At 51.6% G+C, this 25,861-nt stretch carries 24 protein-coding genes and 1 pseudogene; 10 read left to right on the top strand and 15 right to left on the bottom strand.

Annotated elements, in window-relative coordinates; genetic code table 11:
* Window positions 1-247: 247 nt before the first annotated feature.
* A pseudogene (locus JQ822_RS24640) lies at window positions 248-332 on the top strand (hypothetical protein); the annotation flags it as partial.
* 30 nt (window positions 333-362) lie between these two features.
* Here the strand turns inward: JQ822_RS24640 and JQ822_RS10085 are convergent.
* The 6 genes from JQ822_RS10085 to syd all read right to left on the bottom strand — a co-directional run bounded on the left by JQ822_RS10085 (window position 363) and on the right by syd (window position 4,575).
* Complete coding sequence (locus JQ822_RS10085) at window positions 363-782, bottom strand: hypothetical protein (RefSeq protein WP_213133351.1); 420 nt, start codon at window positions 780-782, stop codon at window positions 363-365.
* A gap of 75 nt (window positions 783-857) precedes the next feature.
* The gene (locus tag JQ822_RS24365) at window positions 858-1,199 is read right to left on the bottom strand and encodes a hypothetical protein (RefSeq protein ID WP_244848835.1); all 342 of its coding nucleotides are present in this window, start codon (window positions 1,197-1,199) and stop codon (window positions 858-860) included.
* Between the two features lie 617 nt (window positions 1,200-1,816).
* On the bottom strand, window positions 1,817-2,266 hold the full coding sequence (locus tag JQ822_RS10075; RefSeq protein WP_213133350.1) for a flavodoxin: 450 nt from the start codon (window positions 2,264-2,266) through the stop codon (window positions 1,817-1,819).
* A gap of 19 nt (window positions 2,267-2,285) precedes the next feature.
* Window positions 2,286-3,068, bottom strand: coding sequence for a tRNA pseudouridine(65) synthase TruC (truC, locus tag JQ822_RS10070; RefSeq protein WP_213133349.1), 783 nt, complete (start codon window positions 3,066-3,068; stop codon window positions 2,286-2,288).
* On the bottom strand, window positions 3,068-3,397 hold the full coding sequence (locus JQ822_RS10065; protein ID WP_213133348.1) for a YqcC family protein: 330 nt from the start codon (window positions 3,395-3,397) through the stop codon (window positions 3,068-3,070). Before JQ822_RS10065 ends, truC begins: the two co-directional genes overlap by 1 nt.
* A gap of 632 nt (window positions 3,398-4,029) precedes the next feature.
* A complete protein-coding gene (syd, locus tag JQ822_RS10060) occupies window positions 4,030-4,575 on the bottom strand; it encodes a SecY-interacting protein (protein ID WP_213133347.1) in 546 nt (181 codons plus the stop codon).
* A 68-nt stretch (window positions 4,576-4,643) separates the two neighbouring features.
* On the opposite strand from syd, the gene queF reads away from it, so the two are divergent.
* From queF to xni, 5 genes are all read left to right on the top strand, one after another.
* Window positions 4,644-5,492: an NADPH-dependent 7-cyano-7-deazaguanine reductase QueF gene (queF, locus tag JQ822_RS10055; RefSeq protein ID WP_213133346.1), complete on the top strand. Its 849-nt coding sequence runs from the start codon at window positions 4,644-4,646 to the stop codon at window positions 5,490-5,492.
* Window positions 5,493-5,605: 113 nt separating this feature from the next.
* A complete protein-coding gene (gene ppnN, locus JQ822_RS10050; RefSeq protein ID WP_213133345.1) occupies window positions 5,606-6,970 on the top strand; it encodes a nucleotide 5'-monophosphate nucleosidase PpnN in 1,365 nt (454 codons plus the stop codon).
* Between the two features lie 561 nt (window positions 6,971-7,531).
* A complete protein-coding gene (locus tag JQ822_RS10045; RefSeq protein WP_213133344.1) occupies window positions 7,532-8,821 on the top strand; it encodes an HAAAP family serine/threonine permease in 1,290 nt (429 codons plus the stop codon).
* 53 nt (window positions 8,822-8,874) lie between these two features.
* Window positions 8,875-10,242 (top strand): L-serine ammonia-lyase, encoded by a 1,368-nt coding sequence (locus JQ822_RS10040; protein ID WP_213133343.1) that lies wholly within the window; start codon window positions 8,875-8,877, stop codon window positions 10,240-10,242.
* 111 nt (window positions 10,243-10,353) lie between these two features.
* Window positions 10,354-11,109 carry a flap endonuclease Xni gene (gene xni / locus JQ822_RS10035; protein WP_213133342.1) on the top strand — a complete coding sequence of 252 codons (756 nt, stop codon included), beginning with the start codon at window positions 10,354-10,356 and terminating at the stop codon, window positions 11,107-11,109.
* 76 nt (window positions 11,110-11,185) lie between these two features.
* Here the strand turns inward: xni and fucO are convergent, their stop codons facing one another.
* The 7 genes from fucO to JQ822_RS10000 all read right to left on the bottom strand — a co-directional run bounded on the left by fucO (window position 11,186) and on the right by JQ822_RS10000 (window position 19,356).
* Window positions 11,186-12,334: a lactaldehyde reductase gene (gene fucO, locus JQ822_RS10030; protein WP_213133341.1), complete on the bottom strand. Its 1,149-nt coding sequence runs from the start codon at window positions 12,332-12,334 to the stop codon at window positions 11,186-11,188.
* 27 nt (window positions 12,335-12,361) lie between these two features.
* The gene (gene fucA / locus JQ822_RS10025) at window positions 12,362-13,009 is read right to left on the bottom strand and encodes an L-fuculose-phosphate aldolase (protein ID WP_213133340.1); all 648 of its coding nucleotides are present in this window, start codon (window positions 13,007-13,009) and stop codon (window positions 12,362-12,364) included.
* A gap of 138 nt (window positions 13,010-13,147) precedes the next feature.
* The gene (locus JQ822_RS10020; protein ID WP_213133339.1) at window positions 13,148-14,146 is read right to left on the bottom strand and encodes a LacI family DNA-binding transcriptional regulator; all 999 of its coding nucleotides are present in this window, start codon (window positions 14,144-14,146) and stop codon (window positions 13,148-13,150) included.
* Between the two features lie 64 nt (window positions 14,147-14,210).
* On the bottom strand, window positions 14,211-15,791 hold the full coding sequence (locus JQ822_RS10015) for an FGGY-family carbohydrate kinase (RefSeq protein WP_213133338.1): 1,581 nt from the start codon (window positions 15,789-15,791) through the stop codon (window positions 14,211-14,213).
* A 54-nt stretch (window positions 15,792-15,845) separates the two neighbouring features.
* Complete coding sequence (locus JQ822_RS10010) at window positions 15,846-16,796, bottom strand: ABC transporter substrate-binding protein (protein ID WP_213133337.1); 951 nt, start codon at window positions 16,794-16,796, stop codon at window positions 15,846-15,848.
* Window positions 16,797-16,869: 73 nt separating this feature from the next.
* The gene (locus tag JQ822_RS10005) at window positions 16,870-17,853 is read right to left on the bottom strand and encodes an ABC transporter permease (protein WP_213133336.1); all 984 of its coding nucleotides are present in this window, start codon (window positions 17,851-17,853) and stop codon (window positions 16,870-16,872) included.
* Window positions 17,854-17,856: 3 nt separating this feature from the next.
* Window positions 17,857-19,356 (bottom strand): sugar ABC transporter ATP-binding protein, encoded by a 1,500-nt coding sequence (locus JQ822_RS10000; RefSeq protein WP_213133335.1) that lies wholly within the window; start codon window positions 19,354-19,356, stop codon window positions 17,857-17,859.
* Between the two features lie 464 nt (window positions 19,357-19,820).
* On the opposite strand from JQ822_RS10000, the gene fucI reads away from it, so the two are divergent.
* From fucI to fucR, 4 genes are all read left to right on the top strand, one after another.
* Window positions 19,821-21,596 carry an L-fucose isomerase gene (gene fucI, locus JQ822_RS09995; RefSeq protein ID WP_213133334.1) on the top strand — a complete coding sequence of 592 codons (1,776 nt, stop codon included), beginning with the start codon at window positions 19,821-19,823 and terminating at the stop codon, window positions 21,594-21,596.
* 99 nt (window positions 21,597-21,695) lie between these two features.
* Window positions 21,696-23,114: an L-fuculokinase gene (fucK, locus tag JQ822_RS09990; RefSeq protein ID WP_213133333.1), complete on the top strand. Its 1,419-nt coding sequence runs from the start codon at window positions 21,696-21,698 to the stop codon at window positions 23,112-23,114.
* A gap of 1 nt (window position 23,115) precedes the next feature.
* Entirely contained in the window at window positions 23,116-23,538 is a 423-nt protein-coding gene (gene fucU, locus JQ822_RS09985) for an L-fucose mutarotase (protein WP_213133332.1), read from the top strand.
* Between the two features lie 57 nt (window positions 23,539-23,595).
* On the top strand, window positions 23,596-24,330 hold the full coding sequence (gene fucR / locus JQ822_RS09980; RefSeq protein ID WP_213133331.1) for an L-fucose operon activator: 735 nt from the start codon (window positions 23,596-23,598) through the stop codon (window positions 24,328-24,330).
* A gap of 27 nt (window positions 24,331-24,357) precedes the next feature.
* Here fucR and rlmM read toward each other — a convergent pair whose 3' ends face one another.
* Both rlmM and JQ822_RS09970 read right to left on the bottom strand, forming a co-directional pair.
* Window positions 24,358-25,458: a 23S rRNA (cytidine(2498)-2'-O)-methyltransferase RlmM gene (gene rlmM, locus JQ822_RS09975; protein ID WP_135324471.1), complete on the bottom strand. Its 1,101-nt coding sequence runs from the start codon at window positions 25,456-25,458 to the stop codon at window positions 24,358-24,360.
* Window positions 25,451-25,846, bottom strand: a complete 396-nt coding sequence (locus JQ822_RS09970; RefSeq protein ID WP_005130969.1) for a DUF423 domain-containing protein — start codon at window positions 25,844-25,846, stop codon at window positions 25,451-25,453. The genes rlmM and JQ822_RS09970 overlap by 8 nt, the downstream gene beginning before the upstream one ends.
* Window positions 25,847-25,861 lie beyond the last annotated feature (15 nt).

Here is a 25,861-nt window from a genome sequence, read left to right as displayed (position 1 = left end):
AAAGTATATGAAGGAGTGCCTCTTACCCTCACCGTGCAAAAACACAACATTGCAGGAGATGAATGAGGTTGTTTATGGCATAAGCCTAAGTGAATGGAAGATGCTTCACGAAATTGGCGTTTGATGGGAGATTTGTTGCCATATGACGGCTGCATATAACCAACGGTACCGACCCGGGTTTAAGGCGCTACGGCTATGACGACTAACAGTGGGATACTGATCTCTTAGGTTGCGGACCAGCTCCTACGTGAACCCAAATGTTTTTTAGTGGGTTATTACCTGCCGCTACTTATGGTGAGATTGTTGATCAGGAATATGGGATATTGAAATAAAAAATATAGCCCACGTTAAGTGGGCTTTTTTTAGTAAAAGAAAACATTCAATAATATAAAGCAAAAAAGTATAATAATTTCTATAACCCATAATATGGCTTCAACTTTGAAACCTGTAGTCAGCTCTGAAGGTAGAGTCCGAATGAAAAAATACTCATCAAAACTCATGCCATGATTAAACACTCGATTATATGGAAGCAGAAGGCTAGACATAATAAAATCCACTTTTGCCAAATAAATTCCTGGTGAGCCAATTAAACTAGCGTTTCTTGCCATCCTTGCTGTAAAAGGGAGATTCCCAAATTGCTTTTCATATAAATGAGATGTTTTTTTGTAGTTATCTTCATTAATTATATAAGACATGAAAATCAATATAATCATAACAATAACAAGGGCTATAAAAAGACTCATGCTAATGGCTTCAAAGTTATTGATTAAATAATTTTTCATATAAAATAATCCCTGTGTCTTCATTAAAGGAATCTGGATCACGTATTATTGGATTTAAACTATCCATTTTATTATTTATAGTAGTTCCAATTCCCCCTCCATATATCCCCCCCATTTTTCGGCAATTTTCCCTCCTGTAATACTTGAAGCAATGCCACTTACCAGGCATACACTTTCGCCAATACCTCCAGCTTCTGATGTAATCAATCCCAGAACCCATGTACAAGCGGCTCTCCCCATAATTCCCCCGGCAGCGCCGCCAGCAAGACTTGCTACTTGTTTACCACCAAATTTACTATACTCCGTTATCGCTGCCTTTCTGCATTCGCTTTCACGTCCTTTTGCGCAAGCCTCATAAACGTTAGTTGTATAACTAGCAAAATCAAGACCAACACCTATATAGCCTGTTGTTCTCATTATTTTTATCAGTTTCGCTGATGTTTCTAGCTATTATCCAGCCCACGTATAATTTGTGTTGTATCTCATCATAAATGGGATTACATCTACCACCTGGGGGCCTTTCATACGCACTGGAAGAATATCGGTTTACATTCCATTTTCTCTGTGGCAGGCAAAATATAGCTGAGCGCTGATTTTTATTATCGTCGAGTTCATAGTATACCTTTGCTAACCTCAGACCTTCTTTAGGTGTCAGTATTTTTTCAAAGTCTTCTAATCTGGCACTTTGACTAAAATCCCGTGCATTAAACAAAGTAAACAAATTGCATCTCCTTAGCTTAATAATTTTCCGTAGTTATCATTTTCATCTCAGTTATTCACTCACAAAATATAGATTACGGACCTGTCTTTTTATTAAAATACGAGACAGGATTATTTGTTTGTGCTTTTGATCTCATAAATAATAAAAAGCCCGAATTTAATTTATATAAATTCGGGCTACAAATAAAACTATATAATTGTATTTATAATGCAGATAAATTAAAGCGATTTATCCTTATTGATAGTCAGATTAGTCTCTTCATGCCCATCATTTGTTACAGGCCCGTGCAAGCGAAGCGCCGCCGGGCGAGGCATTATTTAAGCAAGGCTCCCCAGTTTTCTACCCAGGGGTTAGATTCACTTTCCGGCTCAGGGTGCTCGCTGGCGTCAATCAGCAACATCTCCCCCACGCGCTGCGCGCTTTGTTCCTGTAACAACGCGTCAAACTGTTTTCCGCCGTTACAGAAGTTAACGTAACTACTGTCGCCGAGTGCGATAACGCCATAATGCAGATTTGGCTGAAAACCGAGATTATCTTTGATCCCCTGAAACAACGGCACAATGCTGTCCGGGAGATCGCCCTGCCCGGTCGTCGAGGTCACCACCAGGACATATTTATCCTGATACGCCTGCCAGTCAGTCAGTTCTGGATCTTCAAATACCGTGGCCTTATGGCCCTGTGCGGTAAGGATAGCTTCAGCCTCTTCGGCTACCAGCAACGCGTTTCCATACATCGTACCGACAAAAATACCAATTTCCGCCATAACCTTTATCTCCAGGGACTTAAGAATCTATCTGCTCATCCTGACCTGACCGCTCGCTGAACTCAACCCTTTCATTCTCAGGGAGAAGTCCGCGCCAGCCAAACTGTGATAACGCCTGCATCCAGACATCATCCAGCCCGGCGCGAATCACCAATGGCTCGCCGGTGAACGGATGGGTAAGCGTAAGCTGGCTGGCATGCAGCATTAAACGCTGGCAGCCGAAATGCTCCGCAGCGCTGCGGTTTTGCCGCAAATCGCCGTGCTTACTGTCGCCAATAATAGGATGGCGCAAATGGGACAGATGCCTTCTGAGCTGATGTTTACGACCGGTTTTAGGATCGAGCTCCACCAGCCCGTAACGGGTGGTCGGATAGCGTCCAGTGGCAACCGGCATTTCCACTGTTGCCAGTCCGCGATAATGGGTGACCGCAGGCTGCGGATCCTTATCTTCACGGGCAAATTTATCGGCAATTTTGTCCAACTCTTCCACCAGCGGGTAATCCAACACCGCGTCATCCATCAGCCAGCCACGCACAATTGCATGATAACGCTTGTGGATTTTATGCTGTTCAAACTGCTGTGACAGCAGACGCCCGGCTTCGCTGGACAGCCCCATCAGCAGCACCCCAGATGTCGGTCGGTCAAGGCGATGCACGGTATAAACATGCTGACCAATCTGGTCACGTACCGTTTGCATCACCACCACTTTCTCGTCGCGGTCGAGCCAACTGCGGTGAACCAGCCAGCCAGAGGGTTTATTCACCGCCACCAGCCATTCGTCCTGATAGAGAATCTCCAGCATCAGGCATTATCACTGGTGAACAGCGCATCCAGCGCCTGCAGTGCAACCAGGATCGCTTCACGCTGTGGATGATCGGCAGTCAGCGCCATTTCATAATACGGCGCAATGGCGAACGCGTCCGGAAGCGGCTGGGCGTTATCCAGCAGGGCATGCATACGGGGAATCAACACCCATTGCAGCCATTCAACCGGCTCCATGGTATCCATACAAAAAGGCTGCGTGCTGGTAAGCAGATGCGCCTCTGGCTCATCCATCCGCCAGTGATTATGTTCACGCAGCAGCGCTTCAAGCGCATGGAGCTGCTGGCGCACACGGTCATGAGTGGTCATGAAATTAACCTCGTTGATGAAAAATCTGGCGCGAAGAATAGCATTTGTGGAAAGGAAATAAAAAAAGGGAGCACTGTAAAAACAGTGCTCCCGGTTCGTTTCGCAGCATTCCAGCTACTTTTAGTGCTCCCTGCTCATCCGTGACAACTTTTCCTGTGGCCTTGCGACCGCGTTCATCCTGAACTTTTGCATCCTGCCCACATCACCCCGATGTGAAAACTTCATCCTGAAGTGTCCTGGCCATCCTGACCCACCGACCATCCTGACCGGCTCTCATTCTCCTTCCTGGAGGTGTCCCTTAACGCATCCGGCGTTTTCCTCTTTGCTTCATCCTGAAGCCTGTCCTTGCTACACCGTCCTGGCGTGTCCTGCTGAAGTGTCATCATCCTGATGTTCACTTCGTTGTGCGACTCCTTGTCGACGGAGATAGAATCGCCTGTTTTGCTTTGTCTTACAAGGTGCTTACAGGCATATCCTTAAGTATATTTTCGTATGAAAGTGGGTGATAAAACATTAACCAATTGAATTATAGATAGTTAATATTTTATCACTTCATTAAGTCTTTACTTATTACCTGGCGATCTCCTACAGGGTTTGTAAGAGATCTCTCACAAGATTTAGGGCGAAATGGATTACAGAACCGGCTTAAGTTGAGTCAGGAATTCCGCAAGGGAGACCGCCAGCACCGTTCGTTTACGGGTTCCCAGCGTTTCTTTGCACACTTCGCCGGACAAATTACACACCGAAATGACATCCAGTTCATTTTCTTGCGTCGCAATAAAAAGCGTCGGCGAGAGCTTGAGCCGCTTTTGCGTGACCAGGTGGCCTATCAGGTTTTCCTGAACTCGCCTGAAGTCATCTTCGCTCCAGGTTTGCAGCAAAGTGAGCTTTTCATCCGCAAACTGCGCGTGCATATCCCCGGCAAACTGGGTGGTGTAAAAAGAGTGAACGGCGGGTTGTATCACGATATCAAAGGCGCGTTCAACCGCGTTTACATTCGGTTCGCCCACAAACGGCTGAGGCTGCCAGAACACGGCATCGCTGGTAGTGGAAATAATGCATGGGGAAGGTACGCCATACAATTCTTCGCTGAGCGGCCAACTGTTGTTTTTTTCATGCCATGCATCGCAATAACGTGTCGTAAAGGCCGTTAGCGCCTGCGCAGTCAATTCGTCCACTGATTTCTCTCTTCACAAAAGCCAGGATACACTTGTCGCATAGTGTATCTGGTTTATGACGGTGAAACATGTCCTCTTATGAAAACCATCAGGCGCTTAACGGCCTGACGCTCGGTAAATCAACGGATTACCGGGATAATTACGACTCAAGTTTGTTGCAGGGCGTTCCTCGTAGCCTGAACCGCGACCCGCTGGATTTAAAGGCCGATAATCTGCCGTTTCACGGTGCCGATATCTGGACGCTGTATGAACTGTCATGGCTGAATACCAACGGCTTGCCGCAGGTTGCCGTCGGGCACGTGGAATTAGATTACACCAGCGTGAATTTGATTGAATCGAAAAGCTTTAAGCTTTACCTGAACAGTTTTAACCAAACCCGCTTTGATTCGTGGGATGCAGTTCGCCAAACGCTGGAAAACGATCTGCGCGCCTGTGCCATGGGTGATGTCCACGTTGCCCTATACCGTATCGACGAACTGGAAGGGCAGCCAATTGCCCATTTCAATGGTACCTGCATCGACGATCAGGACATCATCATCGACAACTACCAGTTCAGCACAGACTATCTGGAAAACGCCGTAAGCGGCGAGAAAGCGGTGGAAGAGACACTGGTCAGTCATCTGCTGAAATCCAACTGTTTGATCACCCACCAGCCCGACTGGGGTTCCATACAAATTCAGTATCGTGGGCGCAAAATCGACAGGGAAAAGCTGCTGCGTTACCTGGTCTCCTTCCGTCACCATAATGAATTTCACGAACAGTGCGTGGAGCGCATTTTCAATGACATTCTGCGCTTCTGCCAGCCAGAAAAGCTGAGCGTCTACGCACGCTACACGCGTCGCGGTGGTCTGGACATTAATCCGTGGCGAACCAACACCGATTTTGTCCCTGCCATCGGCAGACTGGTACGTCAGTAACCTTTTTTCTCAATTTTGCGTGCCGGATTCCGTGCGCAAGGTTGTGAAAGGTCATAAGCCAGAGCTATTGTAATCAACAGAGGATGATGTCTCTCGTCCCGTAAGGAGTTTACTTGATTACACATATTAGCCCGCTTGGCTCAATGGATATGTTGTCGCAGCTGGAAGTCGATATGCTTAAACGCACGGCCAGCAGCGACTTGTATCAACTGTTTCGTAACTGTTCGCTTGCCGTCCTGAACTCCGGCAGTTTGACCGACAACAGCAAAGAGCTGCTGTCTCGTTTTGAAAGTTTCGACATTAACGTGCTGCGCCGCGAACGTGGCGTGAAGCTGGAACTGATTAATCCGCCTGAAGACGCGTTTGTTGATGGGCGCATTATTCGTGCGCTGCAGGCCAACCTGTTTGCCGTACTGCGCGACATTCTTTTCGTCAACGGCCAGATCCATAACGCCGGTCGTTTTCAGCATCTGGATCTCGAAAGTTCGGTTCACATTACCAACCTCGTCTTTTCCATCCTGCGTAACGCCCGGGCACTGCACGTCGGTGAAGCGCCGAACATGGTGGTCTGCTGGGGCGGTCACTCCATTAACGAAAATGAGTACCTGTATGCTCGTCGCGTCGGTACCCAATTGGGCCTGCGTGAACTGAACATTTGTACCGGCTGCGGTCCAGGTGCGATGGAAGCGCCCATGAAAGGTGCCGCTGTGGGCCACGCCCAGCAGCGTTACCGCGACAGCCGTTTTATCGGCATGACCGAGCCGTCTATTATCGCCGCTGAGCCACCTAACCCGCTGGTCAACGAACTGATCATCATGCCGGACATTGAAAAACGTCTGGAAGCGTTTGTACGTATCGCCCACGGCATTATTATTTTCCCGGGCGGCGTAGGGACGGCGGAAGAGTTGCTGTATCTGTTGGGGATCCTGATGAACCCGGCGAACAAAGAGCAGGTGCTGCCGCTGATCCTGACCGGGCCAAAAGAGAGTGCAGACTACTTCCGCGTGCTGGATGAGTTTATCGTACACACGCTGGGAGAAGAGGCACGTCGCCACTACCGCATTATCATTGACGATGCTTCAGAAGTTGCCCGTCTGATGAAAAAAGCGATGCCGCTGGTGAAAGAGAACCGCCGCGACACCGGCGATGCCTACAGCTTTAACTGGTCGATTCGTATTGCGCCTGATTTGCAGATGCCGTTTGAGCCGTCCCATGAAAATATGGCTAACCTGAAGCTGTACCCCGACCAACCGGTTGAAGTGCTGGCGGCAGACCTGCGTCGCGCGTTCTCCGGCATCGTCGCGGGTAACGTCAAGGAAGTCGGCATTCGCGCCATTGAAGAGTTTGGCCCGTACAAAATCCACGGTGACCGCGAGATGATGCGCCGCATGGACGACCTGCTGCAGGGCTTTGTTGCACAGCACCGCATGAAGTTGCCAGGCTCGGCTTACATCCCTTGCTACGAAATCTGCGCCTGACGTTTTACACCCGGTGGCCACGGCTACCGCGGTGACAGATTTGTCCATATACAAGCCGGATTTGGCCTTGCTGCCAGCCGGCTTTTTTAGTGATACCAGTCACATAGCTCATTCAATAACATAAACATCAATGATATTTCACCAGAAAACCCTCAATACGCAAACGTTTACCTTCCAAGCCCGACCGTGATTTATCTCCACAAATTATCATTAGTCACCAGAATCCACTGAAAACGACAGTTTTTGCAGCGCAACACTCGTATCTTCTCGCTTTGTCTTTCACGCCATATGTCGTTAATGCTAGCCTTCGCGCCCGTAAATCCGCTTTGGTTATTTTTTAATAGATTAATGGTCCAAATTTATCCACATAAAAAGTGGATTATTGCATTTGGGATCGCGATCACTGATACATTCATAACTAAAATGTATCTTTCCGCCCGAAAATTATTACGGCGAAAAATTATATAAAAAATCGCTAATCGGAATTCGTTTTACAGTCAGGCCTTTTTTCATTGGATTGAACCCAAACCTGACTTTTTAAGCTTCCTCCAGGAGAAATAGATGGAAAACACGCAAACCAGCACTATCGTCACGGGCCAGACCCGCAGCGCATGGCGCAAGACTGACACCATGTGGATGTTGGGCCTTTACGGCACGGCGATTGGCGCGGGCGTATTGTTCCTGCCAATTAACGCAGGCGTTGGCGGTCTGATCCCGCTGATCATCATGGCTATTCTTGCCTTCCCAATGACCTTCTTTGCACACCGTGGCCTGACTCGCTTCGTGTTGTCCGGTAAAAATCCGGGTGAAGATATTACCGAAGTTGTAGAAGAACACTTTGGCGTTGGCGCAGGTAAACTGATTACACTGCTCTACTTCTTCGCTATCTACCCCATTCTGTTAGTTTACAGCGTGGCTATCACCAATACCGTTGAGAGCTTCCTGACCCACCAGTTGGCGATTACGCCGCCACCGCGCGCAATCCTGTCGCTGATCCTGATTGTCGGCATGATGACCATCGTGCGCTTCGGTGAGCAGATGATCGTGAAGGCGATGAGCATCCTGGTATTCCCGTTCGTTGCGGCTCTGATGTTGCTGGCGCTGTACCTGATCCCACAGTGGAGCGGTGCGATTCTGGAAACCCTGTCTTTTGACTCTGCAGCAACCACCGGCAATGGCCTGTTGTTGACTCTGTGGCTGGCAATTCCGGTCATGGTGTTCTCCTTCAACCACTCACCAATCATCTCCTCCTTCGCCGTGGCGAAGCGTGAAGAGTACGGTGATGAAGCTGAGAAGAAATGCTCTAAGATCCTGGCATTTGCTCACATCATGATGGTGCTGACCGTTATGTTCTTCGTCTTCAGCTGCGTGTTTAGCCTGTCCCCGGCGGATCTGGCTGCGGCAAAAGAGCAGAACATCTCCATCCTGTCTTATCTGGCGAACCACTTTAACGCGCCGGTCATTGCCTGGATGGCACCGATCATCGCGATTATCGCTATCACCAAATCCTTCCTCGGCCACTACCTGGGCGCGCGTGAAGGTTTCAACGGTATGGTGATTAAGTCTCTGCGCGGCAAAGGCAAATCCATCGAAATCAACAAACTGAACAAAATCACTGCGCTGTTCATGCTGGTCACCACCTGGATCGTGGCTACGCTGAACCCGAGCATCCTCGGTATGATTGAGACCCTGGGTGGCCCGATCATCGCGATGATTCTGTTCCTGATGCCGATGTATGCAATTCAGAAAGTACCGGCAATGCGTAAGTACAGTGGCCATATCAGCAACGTCTTCGTTGTGATTATGGGCCTGATCGCTATCTCCGCTATTTTCTACTCTCTGTTCAGTTAATTACCCTGCGCCGCTCCCCGGGGCGGCGCACCTCGATACACAATGGACGCCTCATGATTAGCGTATTCGATATCTTCAAAATCGGCATTGGCCCCTCCAGTTCCCACACTGTCGGCCCGATGAAAGCAGGCAAACAATTCACGGACGACCTGATTGCACGCGGAATACTCACTGACGTAACCCGCGTAGTGGTTGATGTTTACGGCTCTCTGTCTCTGACGGGGAAAGGCCACCACACTGACATCGCAATTATTATGGGCCTGGCGGGTAATCTGCCTGATACCGTAGACATCGATGCCATCCCGGCCTTTATCCAGGATGTGAATACTCACGGACGCTTGCTGCTGGCAGACGGTCAGCATGAAGTTGAGTTTCCGGTCGATAAGTGCATGAATTTCCATGCGGGCAATCTGTCCCTGCACGAAAACGGCATGCGCATTACCGCACTGGCCGGCGAAAAAGCTATTTATAGCCAGACTTACTATTCCATTGGCGGTGGTTTCATCGTTGATGAAGAACATTTCGGCCTGCCGAGCAGCTCGCCGGTAAACGTGCCATATCCGTACAAATCCGCAGCCGATCTGCAACGACATTGCCAGGAAACCGGCCTGTCGCTTTCCGGTCTGATGATGCAAAACGAACTGGCCCTGCACAGCAAAGAAGAGCTGGAACAGCATTTTGCTAACGTCTGGGAAGTGATGCGTAGCGGGATTGAGCGTGGTATCACTACCGAAGGCGTATTGCCGGGTAAACTGCGCGTGCCACGTCGTGCGGCGGCGTTGCGTCGTATGCTGGTCAGCCAGGACAAAACCACCACCGATCCGATGGCGGTTGTGGACTGGATCAACATGTTCGCGCTGGCAGTTAACGAAGAGAATGCGGCCGGTGGACGTGTGGTTACCGCCCCGACCAACGGCGCGTGTGGGATCGTCCCTGCGGTGCTGGCGTACTATGACAAGTTTATCCGCGAAGTGAACGCTAACTCGCTGGCTCGTTACATGCTGGTCGCGAGCGCTATTGGTTCACTGTACAAGATGAACGCCTCTATCTCGGGTGCCGAAGTGGGCTGCCAGGGTGAGGTTGGCGTGGCCTGCTCAATGGCAGCGGCGGGTCTGGCTGAACTGCTGGGCGGTAGCCCAATGCAGGTGTGCATCGCGGCGGAAATCGGTATGGAACACAACCTGGGTCTGACATGCGACCCGGTTGCGGGCCAGGTTCAGGTCCCGTGCATTGAGCGTAACGCCATTGCCTCGGTTAAAGCGGTTAACGCAGCACGTATGGCGCTGCGCCGTACCAGCGAGCCGCGCGTGTGTCTCGATAAAGTTATCGAAACCATGTACGAGACCGGTAAAGACATGAATGCCAAGTACCGTGAAACCTCTCGCGGCGGCCTGGCGATGAAGATTGTCACCTGCGATTAACCGTCTCTGAAGAGGCCTCTTTTGCGAGGCCTCTTCCCATTTTGCATCCAACTATTCGCCTCACCCCGCCGTGAATGTTACCCTACAGCCTGATTTGCAAGGGAGAACACCGTGGCCGTCCATCTGCTCATTGTCGATGCACTGAACCTTATCCGCCGCATACACGCCGTTCAGGGATCGCCCTGCGTGGAGACATGCCAGCACGCGCTCGATTTATTGATTGTCCACAGCCAGCCCACGCACGCCGTGGCGGTATTTGATGACGAAGCGCGTAACAGCGGATGGCGTCACCAGCGACTACCCGACTACAAAGCAGGTCGCCCGCCGATGCCTGACGAACTCCATCACGAAATGCCGGCCTTACGCGCTGCTTTTGAACAACGCGGCGTCTGCTGCTGGGTTTCCAGTGGGAATGAAGCCGACGATTTAGCCGCAACGCTGGCGGTTAAAGTCACCCAGGCCGGGCATCAGGCTACCATTGTCTCGACCGATAAAGGCTACTGCCAGCTGCTCTCGCCTGCCCTGCGAATTCGCGACTATTTCCAGAAGCGCTGGCTTGATGCGCCGTTCATCGAGAAAGAGTTTGGCGTACAGCCTCAGCAGCTGCCGGATTATTGGGGGCTGGCCGGGATAAGCAGCTCAAAAGTTCCCGGCGTCGCAGGCATTGGTCCGAAAAGTGCGACCCAGCTACTCGTTCAGTTTCAGCATCTGGAAGGGATTTACGCGCATCTTGATGAGGTGCCGGAAAAGTGGCGCAAAAAGCTTGAAGCGCACAAAGAGATGGCGTTTTTATGTCGCGATATCGCGCGGCTACAAACGAATTTACATATCGATGGGAACCTACAGCAGCTACGGCTGGCGCGGTAGTCTTATTGCCGGACGGCGCTGCGCTTATCCGGCCTACTTATCGTACAACCCTGTAGGCCAGATAAACGCCAGGTGATTACCAGGCGGTGTGGTACAGCTCGACGATATCGCCCAGGCTCGCTTCACGCGGATTACCACCGGTGCATACGTCGTCAAATGCCGCCTGCGCCAGCGCCGGGATATCCTCTTTGCGCACGCCAACATCGCGTAAATGCAGTGGGATCCCCACATCACGATTAAGGGCAAATACTGCATCCACAGCGGCTTTACGCGCTTCATCCAGCGTCAACGCTTCCACCTTCACGCCCATTGCACGGGCGATATCGCGGAATTTATCCCCGGTAAAGTCGGCGTTGTACTGCATCACATGCGGGAGCAGAATGGCGTTGGCGACGCCGTGTGGCGTGTTATAAAACGCCCCCAGCGGGTGCGCCATGCCATGCACCAATCCCAGGCCGACGTTGGAAAACCCCATTCCGGCAACATACTGACCCAGCGCCATGGCTTCACCGGCCTGGCTATCACCGGCGACAGATCCGCGCAACGACCCGGCAATGATCTCAATGGCTTTAATGTGCAACGCATCCGTCAGCGCCCAGGCCGCACGAGTAATGTAACCTTCAATGGCATGGGTCAACGCATCCACACCGGTGGCCGCCTTTAACGCCGCGGGCATACCGTCCATCATGTCAGCATCGATAAACGCCACCTGCGGGATATCATGTGGATCAACACAGACAAACTTGCGCCGGTTTTCCTCATCAGTGATCACGTAGTTAATGGTCACTTCCGCCGCCGTCCCTGCCGTTGTCGGGATAGCCATCACCGGCACGCTTGGGCTGCGCGTTGGCGATAAGCCCTCAAGACTACGCACATCAGAAAACTCAGGGTTATTGTGGATAATGCCAATTGCTTTGCACGTGTCCTGCGGGGAGCCGCCGCCAATGGCAATCAGATAATCGGCACCACTTTGCTCAAAGACATTTAACCCTTCCTGTACCACCGCAATAGTAGGATTGGGGATAACGCCGGAAAAAATTTCCCACGCCAGACCCGCCGCGTCCATCCTTGATGTCACCTTATCGACAATACCGCACTGCACCAGGTTTGCATCGGTCACAATCAGCGCCTTGCGATACCCCCGACGAATCACTTCATCGGTTAACGCCCCAACAGCTCCCCGGCCAAACCATGCCGTTTCATTCAGAATCATTCTGTTCGCCATCGTATTTCTCCTTTTCGCTATGCGAAATTACTCTTCAATACGTAATCCATAGGATTTGAATTTCTCCAGCACTATGGCTATCTCGTCATCATCCAGCACCGGAACAGGATCGACGATCGCCAGCGTGCTCAGATAAAGACGGGCCAGGACTTCCACTTCATGCGCCAGCCACAGTGCTTTTTCCAGATTTGCCTCGCAGGCAATCAGCCCGTGATGCTGCAACAGCGTTGCTTTACGGTCTTTCAGCGCCACGATCACGTGCTCTGACAGTTCACGCGTACCGAACGTCGCATACGGCGCGCACGGAATAGAATTTCCACCCGCCGCCGCAATCATGTAATGGATCGCCGGGATAGGACGGTTGAGAATCGATACCGCGGTACAATGAATCGCATGATTATGGACCACCGCATTGGCCTCTGGTCGTGTCTGGTAGGCTGCGAGGTGAAAACGCCATTCACTGGAAGGTAATTGTTCTTTATCATAATTACCGTCGTTATCCACATACACGATCATATTTTCAGTAAGTCTTTCGTAAGGAATTCCGCTGGGTGTGATCAGCATTCCATTTTCATAACGTGCACTCACATTTCCTGCCGTTCCCTGATTCAGCCCCAGGCTGGTCATTTCGAGACAGGTTTCAATGATTTCTCGCGATAAACGCATTCTTTCCATAATGATTCTCCGGGTACAGTTTCCCCTCGTCTTGATTGCGAAAATGCAGCCGCAGAGTAAGACGGGTCAGGTTTCAGATATGAGCAGCCACTGAATTGTTATTCAGATTCAGTTAGCTGATTTATTTTTAAAGCGATATTATTGTTGTCTTACACGCTTAATTAACTTCATCGGAACTTTTACCGTTTCTTTAATCGGCTGATCTTCAATGGCACTCATCATCATATCGAAGGCTTTATCGGCCCAGACGTTTTCATCCTGCTGCATTGACCAGACATTATTGGCGAGGAATCCCAGCATCGGATGTTCATCGAATGTCCCGATATTAATATCAGGAGGAATAACGCCGAAACGATTACGGATAGCGACAACGGCGCCTTCCAGCACAGGTAATGACGAGGCGATAAATGCCTGCGGACATCCCTGCTCGCCGATCAGTTTTTCCATCAATCGGTAGCCGCCATCTGGCGTGTTATCCGGACCTTCACGCACCCAGTCACGATGCGAAATACCATTATTACTCAATGCATTAAGATAACCCTGCAAACGATCGCCAATACTGGGCAGTCCGGTATCGCCGACTAAAAACCAGATCGGCGATTTTCCAGCGTCAAACAAACTTTGCGTGAGCTTTTCACCGCCTAAAATATTATGGCTTTCTACCAGTGCGTTATCGGTGTACTTAAAATCACGGTCAAGTAATACCATCGGTTTTCTGACCTGACGTAAATGATGTTGCTGATTTTCGAGTGTTGAAGGAACAATAAAAAGTCCATCAACATTACGCGCAATTAACGCTTTGGTTAATTTGTTCTCGTAATCAACATCATCATAAGTACAGCTAATCGTTAACTGATATCCAGAACGACGGCAGCGTTGCTCAAGTTTTTCAGCGAGCGTAGCAAAGAAGACGTTGGAAATATTGGGCACAATCAGCCCCAGCGTATCCGTTTTATTCAGTTTAAGGCTACGCGCCGAATGGTTTATGACATAACCATAACGCTCAACGTATTCATTAATGCGCGTTTGGGTTTTAACACTGATACGATATTGCTCAGCTTTCCCATTCAGCACCAATCGCACAGTCGTCACCGATAAATTCAGATCGCTGGCTATCTGTTCTACTGTTTTAGCCATTCTATGCCCCAGTTCACATCCAAAACGTCCAGTCACAATAATAAAAGTATTTTAAACATTTGTCTTACTGCATCAGTTGGTTAAGCACCTGCTGCTGACCCCACATGGTCAGATGAACCTGATATTTACGCGCATAATAGTCCTGACGCTTAGGATTTGCTTTGATCACATCACCAGGCCGCACCATCGCCTGACAGGCCGCTGGAAAATTCGCCCACGCCCCGCAGGCGACCGCGCCGGTAATCGCCGCGCCCAGCGTCACAGCATCTTCTTCCTGCATCAGATGAATATCGCAACCTGTCGCATCAGCATACTCGCGTAGCCACAGCGGATTGTGCGTAGCCCCCCCGCACAGCGTCAGTCGCGAAATGGTGTGTCCATTTTCGCGCATCACTTCCATGATGTGCCGCGTTCCGCAGGCAATCGCCTGCAATGTTGCCAGATACAAGCGGGCAACCTGCCGCTCGCCGCGTTCAAGAGTCAAGCCACATACGCTGCCACGGGCATCCGGTCGCGCACGCGGTGAGCGGTTTCCATGATGATCGGCCAACACATGCAGTTCGCGTCCCGGCTCGGATTCTTGTTCTTCCAGTGCCGCCACCCATTCGTTAACCAGCACAATCGGATGACAGCCCCGCGCTTCTGCTTTACCAAACAGGTCCGCGCTGGCACCTGACTCCTGAAGCGTCCAGTCGACTAACGCCCCGGCAGCACTTTGCCCACCTTCGGTCAGCCAGTATCCGGGTAGCATCGCCGACCAGTACGGTCCCCATACGCCAGGTGTATGGATTTCCTGCTCGCTGCACAACATATGGCAGTTTGACGTGCCGCTGATCAACGCCAGCGTTCCTGCGGGCTGAGCACCGGCAAGCGCCACACCGCCCGCGTGCGCATCAATCATCCCGCTGGCGACCACAACACGAGTGGTCAGTCCCAACGCCTGCGCCGCACCAGGGCTGAGCGTGCCAACAGCGGCCCCCGGCGGCAGAATGCGCGACGGGATTTTATTGAGCAAATCCGTTAATTCAACGGCATCGAGCAGGGAGTGACTAAAACGTTGTTCGTGCGCCAGATAGTTCCATTTACAGGTCAGGGTACATAGGCCCGCCACATCTCTATCGGTCGCCTTCCAGACCAGAAAATCCGCCAGATCGTAGAATCGATACGCACGCTGCCACGTTGCGGGAAAATGATTTTTCAGCCACAGCACTTTGGGAAGTTCCATTTCGACGCTGACTTCACCGCCCACATAGCGCAGGGCCGGATCTTGCGTGGCGTTAATGCGTTTGGTCTCATCTCCCGCACGATGATCCATCCACATGATGATGTTATGGTCTGGCGATTCGCCAGGTGAAACCGCCAGCCCCTGCCCCTGTTCATCGAGGGCAACCAGGGAACAGGTGGCATCGAATCCCAGCGATCGAATCTCCTCGACAGGGATCCCCGCTGATGACACCGCGCCTTTCACCGCATGACAAACCTGCTGCCAGATCTCGGTGGATGATTGTTCGACCCGCTCCGGGCCGGGTCGAAACTGCGAGATGGGAAATGTCGCAAAGGCCAGCCGCGTGCCGCTGGCATCAAATACACCCGCCCTGACGCTGGCGGAACCGACATCCACACCGAGGAAATATCCGCTGCTCATAACCACTCCCTGACGCTGGCTAAAAATGGGGCGAGCGATGTCGCCCCAACGGTCTTATTTTTTACCGAATGGATGTAATAACTTGTCGATTTCCGGCGTATCAATATTCTTCGCATTAACAAATTTAACCGGGATATCAATCTCTTTCGGAACAGCCTGACCCGACACGGCGGCGTTCAATGTTTTGATACCCTGATAACCAATCTGGTAAGCATCCTGCACCACAAAGCCCTGGATGACGCCGGACTTCAGGAAGGCAATAATCGCTTCGGTGCTGTCAAAACCAATCACCTTCACTTTGCCCTTCAGGTTTTGACTATCAATTGCATTCGCCACGCCCAGCGTTGAGCCTTCGTTGGTACCATAGATTCCGGCAATGTCAGGGTTCGCCTGAATCATATCGATAGTTTTATCCATCGCTTTTTGCGGATCCCCGTCGCTGTACTGGACTGGCAGAACCTTGATGTCCGGATATTTTTCCTTCATGCGGGCAATGAACCCTTCCGAACGTTCAATCGCGGAAGAAGTACCGGCCACGTGCGCAATAATGCCGACTTTTCCTTTGCTGCCCACTTCAGCGGCGAGCGCATCAGCGGCTTCTGCACCGGCTTTGCGGTTATTGGTTGCCACAAAGCTGACCGGGATGTCGGAGTTCACGCCAGAGTCAAAGGTGACGACCTTAATGCCGCGTGAATTAGCCGTTTCCACCAGTGGTGCGAGGGCATTGGCGTCTAACGCAGCCAGCAGCAGCCCGTTAGGTTTTTGCGCCATTGCGTTTTCAACCAACTGAATCTGCTCAGCAATCTGTGTTTCATCCGCCGGGCCGACATAGCTGGTTTTATCCCCCAGCTCTTTCGCCGCCGCTTCAGTTCCCATTTTTACGGTTTGCCAAAATTCATGCTGGAAGCCTTTACTGACAACGGGGAGGTTCATATCTTTAGCCAATGCGCTGGTTGTCATGCAGGCCAGCAGGGATAACGCATAGACAAAATGCCTGGTTTTCATTGTTGTACTCCGTTCTGAGTGAGTCACCCTAAACGTCAGGGTTATGATGCCCCGTGACTTCCGGGAGCGTAAATCAACGAATTTTTTTGCGTAATGTGTCGAGATAAACTGCCGCAATGACCACCACACCCATTGCCACCATCTGCCAGAACTGGGAGACGCCCATCAGGTTGAGGCCATTTTTCAGCACGCTCATGATGAATGCGCCGATAATGGTGCCGCCAATGGTCCCGATCCCGCCCATCAGGCTCGTACCACCAATCACTACCGCGGCAATCGCTTCCAGCTCATAACCTACGCCGACCGTTGGCTGACCTGAGTTGAGACGCGAAGCCAGGATGACCCCGGCAATGCCGGTCAGCAGACCGCAGAAGGCGTAGACAAAGATTTTGACGCGCTGGACTTTAATCCCGGACAGGTGCGCCGCGACCTCATTGCTACCCACGGCATAAACATAGCGGCCAATCACCGTTTTCTTCAGGATGTACCCGGCGATCAGGGCCACCACCACCAGATAAAAGACCGGATAAGGCAGCACGTCGAACAGGCGACCCTGAGCCAGCATTTTGAAGCCAGGATAATCAGCAAAGTAAATCGCGCGACCGTCGGTCATTACCATATTGATGCCCCTGACGGACATCATCAGGCCCAGCGTGGCGATAAAGGGCGGGATGGTCATTTTGGTGACCAACAGCCCGTTGACATAACCGCACAGCCCACCGGCTAACACGCCAGCCAGGATGCAAATTGGCAGCGGCAGACCAAGCGTGGCGCAGATACCGACCGCGACGCCGGAAAACGCCACCACGGAACCGAGAGAAAGATCGATTCCCGAAGTGATAATGACGAAGGTGACGCCAATCGCCATGATGCCAATGACCGACGTTTGCAGGGCGATGGTCATAATGTTTTCAGTATTAAAGAAAAACGGCGATCCAAAACTAAAAAAGATCACCAGAATAATCAGACTGAAAAGCGGCGCGAGGCGCATTAAAAGTTCTTTGTTAATTTTAATTTTCTTATTATTGCTGTCTGAAGAGGTTACAGAGATAGTCATAAATTAGTCCTCTAACGTCGCGTATTGCATGATTTTTTCTTGTGTGGCGTCATCAGAAGCTAACTCACCGGTAATACGCCCATTACGCATCACTAAAATGCGATCGCACATACCCAGCACTTCCGGTAATTCAGAAGAAATCATGATGATTGATTTCCCTTTTGCCACCAGTCGATTCATCAATTCATAAATTTCAAGTTTGGCCCCCACGTCAATACCGCGCGTGGGCTCATCAAAGATAAGAATATCGGTGTCTTTGCACACCCATCTGGCAATAATAATTTTCTGTTGATTACCACCACTTAAATTCAACGCTGCCTGCTCAAGGTGTGGCGTTTTAATTCGCAGAGCTTTCACCTGCTCCTGACTGGTTTGCTGACAGCGTTTACTGTCAACATTGCCGTAGCGATCGGAATACTCCGGGTAATTTCCCAGCATAATATTACGCTCGACGGACAGTCCTAATGCCAGGCCTTCTTTTTTTCTGTCCTCAGTTAAATAGCTGATCCCTTGTTTGATTGCGTCAGGGATATCTTTAATCACCGTGACGTTGCCGTTAAGCTTAATGGTACCGCTATCGATGGGGTCTGCGCCGAAAATGGCACGCGCCAGTTCGGTGCGTCCTGCACCCATCAGGCCGGCAAAACCTAAAATCTCCCCTTGATGCAGGGTGAAGTCGATATTGTTCAGTACGCCTTTGCGCGTCAGGCTACTCACTTCCAGCACCGGTTTGTGCTGAGACAGAGGTTCACGACGCGGATAGATATTGCCGAGGTCACGCCCGACCATCATCGCGATCAGATCGCTGATTTTCACCGCGTCATAATCGACGGTAGCAATAAACTGACCATCTCGCATAACGGTAGCGCGATCGGCGATCAGCGCCAGCTCTTCCAGACGGTGCGAGATATAGACAATGCCGGTGCCCTGCTCTTTGAGTAAACGGGTAACCTGAAATAAACTGTCGATCTCCGTTTCCGTCAACGCCGCCGTCGGTTCATCCATAATAAGAATTTTGGCATTCACCGATATCGCTTTGGCAATCTCAACCATTTGTTGTTGAGCGACGGTAAGATCGGCAACCAGCGTGTCTGGGGCGATATTCAGGTTCAATTTTTGCAAAATATCGATAGCAGCCTGGCGTTGTTGTTTCTCATCGAGGCGCCAGCGACTATTTTTGCAAAATTCCCTGCCAATAAAGATATTGTCTTCAACCGTTAACTCAGGAAACAGGTTAAATTCCTGGTGAATAATCGTGATCCCGGCTTTTTGCGCACTTAATGGGTTCGCGAATGAAACTGATTGATCTTCAAAAATAATATTGCCTTCATCCGGCTGATAGACACCGGATAAAATTTTCATCAATGTGGACTTTCCCGCGCCATTTTCACCAAGCAGCGCGTGAACCTCCCCTTTACGTAAAGCAAAATCCACATTACTCAGCGCTAATACGCCGGGAAACCGTTTCGTAATATGGCTCATCTGTAAAAATGTTTCGGACATTGCTGCTTTCCTCAATATACGGAAACTACAGTCGGTAAATCAGGCGAAAACAGCGTTGCCAGAGAGCCATCGTCACCGTTAATGCGAATACTGCCTAAAAGCGTAGATACGTTTTATCAATTTTGCTAACTCGAGTTAGCGATTGCCTTTTAAAGCTATTTTAGCTGCAAAAAATAACCAAATCATTTGGTTTAAAACTGTGACGATGAACAGACAATTTATTGTATCTCATTAATTAATAAGAATATTAACTTAAATAGTTGAATTTATTTATTTGACGCAGATCGAATTTTAACCACTTCTCGTGAGGCCTCTCACAGTTCCACAACAAAAAAGTTGTGCAAAAAACTCTCTGATACCTAAGCTAACTCGAGTTAGCAAAAATGAGAAATTCAGCCAACTGCAGCAGTGGTGTCCTACATCCGCTTCAGCAGCACGGCATAAAGTGAGATGAGGAACCTCGAATGAAAAAAATCAGTTTACCGAAAATCGGTATTCGTCCGGTGATTGATGGGCGTCGCATGGGTGTACGCGAGTCGCTCGAAGAACAAACCATGAATATGGCGAAAGCCACTGCCGCGCTTATCACCGAGAAACTTCGCCATGCCTGCGGTGCACAGATTGAATGTGTGATCGCAGACACCTGCATTGCCGGGATGGCTGAATCCGCTGCCTGCGACGAAAAATTTAGTAGCCAGAACGTGGGCGTGACGATCACCGTAACCCCGTGCTGGTGTTACGGCAGCGAAACTATCGACATGGACCCTATGCGACCGAAAGCCATTTGGGGCTTCAACGGCACGGAACGTCCAGGCGCCGTTTATCTGGCCGCTGCGCTGGCTGCGCATAACCAAAAAGGGCTTCCCGCCTTCTCGATTTACGGTCATGACGTTCAGGATGCTGGCGATACCGCCATCCCTGCCGATGTCGAAGAAAAACTGCTGCGCTTTAGCCGGGCGGGTTTAGCCGTTGCCAGCATGAAAGGCAAAAGCTATCTGTCCGTGGGCGGTGTTTCCATGGGGATCGCGGGATCCAGCGTCGATCATAATTTCTTTGAATCCTGGCTGGGAATGAAGGTTCAGCCTGTTGATATGACCGAACTGCGTCGCCGCATTGACCAAAAAATCTATGACGAAGCCGAGCTGGAGATTGCGCTGGCATGGGCGGACAAAAACTTCCGCTACGGCGAAGATCAGAACGCGCCGCAGTACAAGCGCAACGAAGAGCAAAGCCGTGCCGTGCTGAAAGAGAGCCTGCTGATGGCGATGTGCATCCGCGACATGATGCAGGGTAATCAGAAGCTGGCAGAAAAAGGTCGGGTTGAAGAGTCTCTCGGTTACAACGCGATAGCCGCAGGTTTCCAGGGCCAGCGTCACTGGACCGATCAATACCCGAATGGCGACACCGCCGAAGCGCTGCTCAACAGTTCATTTGACTGGAATGGTGTGCGCGAGCCGTATGTGGTCGCCACCGAAAACGACAGTCTGAACGGCGTGGCAATGCTGTTTGGCCGCCAGCTTACCGGCACAGCGCAAGTCTTTGCCGATGTGCGCACCTACTGGTCGCCGGAAGCGGTGCAACGCGTCACGGGCCAACCGCTGACCGGCCTGGCTGAGCACGGAATTATCCACTTGATCAACTCCGGATCTGCGGCGCTGGACGGTTCCTGCAAACAGCGTGACAGTGAAGGTAAGCCGACCATGAAACCCCACTGGGAGATCTCGCAGCAAGAAGCGGATGATTGCCTGGCGGCAACCGAATGGTGCCCGGCTATTCATGAATACTTCCGCGGCGGCGGTTACTCCTCTCGCTTCCTGACCGAAGGTGGCGTGCCGTTCACCATGACTCGCATCAATATCATCAAAGGCCTCGGACCGGTGCTGCAAATAGCCGAAGGCTGGAGCGTGGAATTACCAAAAGAGGTACATGCTCAGCTTGATGCGCGTACCAATTCCACCTGGCCGACGACCTGGTTTGCCCCGCGCTTAACCGGTAAAGGCCCGTTCAGCGATGTCTATTCTGTGATGGCTAACTGGGGTGCGAACCACGGCGTGTTGACGATTGGTCATGTTGGCGCAGATTTTATTACCCTCGCCGCCATGCTGCGTATCCCGGTGTGTATGCACAACGTGATCGATGAGAAAATCTATCGTCCTTCCGCCTGGGCCGCGCACGGTATGGACAGCGAAGGTCAGGATTATCGCGCCTGCCAGAACTATGGCCCGCTGTATAAGCGTTAATGCGACGTTGCCCGGTGGTGCAAGCTTACCGGGCCTACAGCTGTGAATTTCGTAGGCCGGATAAGCGCTGCGCCATCCGGCTACGTTTGGGGAGCGATTATGAAACAAGACGTTATCCTGGTCCTTGACTGTGGCGCGACCAACGTGCGGGCTATCGCCGTTGACCGACAGGGAAAGATTATCGCTCGTGCGGCGACCCCGAACGCCAGTGACATCGCCGCAGAAAACAGTGCCTGGCATCAGTGGTCGCTGGAGGCCATTCTGCAACGCTTTGCCGACTGCTGCCAACGCCTCTCATCTGAACTGGCCACCTGCCATATTCGCGGAATTACTGTCACTACGTTTGGCGTGGACGGCGCGCTGGTTGATGAACGCGGCACGCTGCTTTATCCGGTGATCAGTTGGAAATGCCCGCGCACCGCCGCCGTGATGGCCGATATCAGCCGCTACATGTCGCCACAGCAGTTACAGAATATCTCCGGCGTCGGCGCGTTTAGCTTTAACACGTTGTACAAACTGGTATGGCTGAAAGAAAACCATCCGCAATTGCTGGAGCAGGCACACGCCTGGCTGTTTATCTCGTCACTTCTCAACCACCGCTTAACCGGCGAATTCACGACGGATATCACTATGGCGGGTACCAGTCAGTTGCTGGATATCCATCAGCGGGAGTTCAGCCCCGATATTTTGCAGGCAGTCGGCATACCACGCCGCCTGTTTCCACGCCTCGTCGAAGCAGGCGAGCAGATTGGGACGTTGCAAAACGCCGCAGCAAAACAGCTCGGGCTACCCGTGGGCATTCCGGTGATTTCTGCCGGGCACGATACTCAGTTCGCTCTCTTTGGCGCAGGCGCTCAGCCGGACGAACCGGTGCTCTCCTCCGGCACATGGGAAATTTTGATGGTGCGTAGCGCACGGGTGAATACCTCACTGCTGAGCCATTACCCGGGTTCCACCTGCGAGCTGGACAGCCAGGCCGGGCTGTACACCCCTGGTATGCAGTGGCTGGCTTCCGGCGTCCTCGAATGGGTACGTAAACTGCTGTGGACTGCCGATACACCCTGGCAAACGCTTATCGATGAAGCGCAGGCCGTTCCGGCAGGAGCTGATGGGGTAAAAATGCAGTGCGATCTGCTCACCGGTGCGAACGCGGGCTGGCAAGGTGTCACGCTGAACAGTTCCCGCGGGCATTTTTACCGTGCGGCGCTGGAGGGATTAACCCTACAGCTGCAGCAAAATCTACAGATGCTGGAAACCATCGGTCACTTCCAGGCAACAGAGTTGCTGCTGGTTGGCGGGGGAAGTCGTAACGCGCTATGGAATCAGATTAAAGCGAATGTTTTGGGGATACCGGTCAAGGTGCTGGATGACGCTGAAACCACCGTTGCCGGAGCGGCGATGTTTGCCTGGTCAGGCATCGGGGAATTTACCTCACCGGAACAGGCTCGCGCACAGGTGCACTACCAGTATCGCTACTTCTATCCGCAAACCGAACCCGAACTCACAGGAGTTGAGTGACATGCTAAAAACGATTTCACCTTTAATATCCCCCGACCTGCTGAAGGTGCTGGCTGAAATGGGTCACGGCGATGAAATTATCTTTTCCGATGCCCATTTTCCCGCGCACAGCATGGGGCCGCAGGTGATCCGCGCCGACGGCCTGCAGGTCAGCGACCTGCTACAGGCAATTATTCCGTTGTTTGAACTGGACAGCTACGCCCCGCCGCTGGTGATGATGGCCCCCGTTGCTGGGGATTCACTCGACCCAACCGTCGAAGCGCGTTATCGCGATGCGCTCTCTTTGCAGGCTGGCGGCCCTGATATCACGCGCATCGATCGCTATGCGTTCTACGAGCGGGCGCAAAAAGCGTTCGCTGTCGTTATCACCGGGGAACGGGCAAAGTACGGAAATATTCTTTTGAAAAAAGGCGTAACACCGTAATCTCTGATCGGAATGCCCGTCCGGTACGGGCGTTCATCATAAGATGAGGATCGGACCATGAAAGCGGCGCGCCAGCAGACGATAGTAGACTTGCTCATTCACCATCAAAGCCTGACCACCGAAGCCTTGTCTTTGCAGCTTAACGTCAGCAGAGAGACAGTACGCCGCGATCTCAGTGAACTCCAAACACAGGGCAAGGTGCTGCGCAGCCACGGATACGCCAGGGTGATTCAGCGGGAAAATCAGAACAGCGGCGACCCGTTTCACATTCGCCGTAATAGTCATCATGTGCATAAAGCCGATGTTGCCCGGGAAGCGCTGACATGGATAGAAGAAGGCATGGCGATCGCCTTAGACGCCAGTTCGACCTGCTGGTATCTGGTCCGACAGCTACCGGATATCAACATTCAGGTATTTACCAACAGTCAGCCCATTTGCCAGGAGCTTGGCAAACGCGAACATATTCAACTCATTTGCTCTGGCGGGCGACTGGCACGTAAAGACGGTTGCTACGTTAATCCGTCGCTCATTTCTCAGTTGAAACCCCTCGACATCGACCTGTTTATTTTTTCCTGCGCCGGGATCGACAGCAGCGGCACGCTTTGGGATTCCAACAGCCACAATGCGGAGTTCAAATCTATTCTGCTCAAACGCGCATCACAGTCGTTGTTGCTTTTCGATAAAAGTAAGTTAGATCGTTCTGGCGAGGTCCGGATCGGGCATCTGGATGAGGTGACGCATATTATATCGGGTGAACAACAGGCTAATGGTGCGATCATTCAGGCCGGATAACCGTATACGTCATCCGGCCTGAGTACGTCATCGCTCGTCGCGACGACCGCCGACGGCAGCCCACAGACGGCGCACGTGCACGGTGACTTCTTCGCGATCATGATACAGCTGGCGCGCCTGAATCTGCGCATTGATGTTATGTTCATCCAGCTGCGCCTGAATATAGGCCAGGTTTTGCGACACTTCTTCGTAGCGCTTTTTCATAGGCAGTTTGAGATTGAAAATCGTCTCGCGACACCAGCCATTGACCAGCCACTGCGCCATCAGCGCGGCAACCTTCGCCGGTTTCTCCACCATATCGCAGACCATCCACGAGATGTTGTTGCGATTCGGGCGGTACTTAAACCCATCTTCACGCAGCCAGGTGACCTGTCCGGTATCCATCAGACTTTGCGCCATCGGACCATTGTCCACGGAATAAACCCACATGTTGCGTTTGACTAGCTGATACGTCCAGCCGCCAGGACATGCACCTAAATCCACCGCATACATACCGTTTGCCAGGCGCTCATCCCACTCGTCGGCCGGAATAAATACATGCAGTGCTTCTTCCAGCTTCAGCGTTGAGCGGCTCGGCGCATCGGCCGGGAACTTCAGACGCGGAATGCCCATGTAAAATGGCGAGTTGTTATCAGGCCAGGAATAGCCGGTGTAACAGCAGCCAGGGGCAATAAAGAAGACATGGACGACCGGACGCTTTGGCGTTTCATACTTTGCCAGCACGCCTGCTTCGCGCAGCGCCGCGCGCAGCGGTACGGTAAATTTACGGCAAAACTTCACCAGCTCTTTGCTCTCGTTGGTATCGGCCACTTCTACGCGCAGGTCGCCGCCCTTCTCCACCACGCCCTGCAACATGCCAACAATCGGCGTAATGCGGTCTTCCGGCGGTAAATATTGCAACAACTCGCCGACGACAAACATCTGGCGGGCAAAAATCAGCGAACTGAACGGTAGCTCTTTTACCAGCTTTTCAGCATCACCCTGCTGATAGCACTCATACGTCACATATCCCGCATTGTCTTTCACGCGGGCAAAACCAAAGATTTCCCGACGCGTTGCTTTATCCGTAATTTCTGCGGCGCACTCTTTTTCAAAGCCCGGGCGACACAACAATACAACCTTATTCATGGCTAACGCCCTTACGTTTCAATCGAATAGCACCCACTAACATCAGCGCCCAACCTACCAGGAAGCTGAAACCACCGACAGGGGTAACAAACGCCCACAGGCGTAAATGAGACAGCGCGAGGCAATACAGGCTGCCGCTAAACAGCACGGTGCCTAATGCCAGGAACACGCTACTCCAGTAAAACCAAATGCTGATGCGTCGCTGCATAGCGACGGCCAGACCAAAAATAGCCAGCGTATGAAACGCCTGATACTCAAGACCGGTCTGGATCCAACCCATTTCAACAACGCCGAGAGTTTTGCTCAGAACATGAGCCCCAAACGCGCCCAGAGCGACAAAGATAAAGCCACTTATGGCGGCAAAAATCAGCATAAAACGGCTGGTCATGTTAATACCCTACGT

Source organism: Citrobacter sp. FP75 (assembly GCF_018342065.1).
Lineage (GTDB): Bacteria > Pseudomonadota > Gammaproteobacteria > Enterobacterales > Enterobacteriaceae > Citrobacter.
The sequence above is the reverse complement of the archived record's forward strand: the minus strand, read 5'-3'. Positions and strand labels throughout refer to the sequence as shown.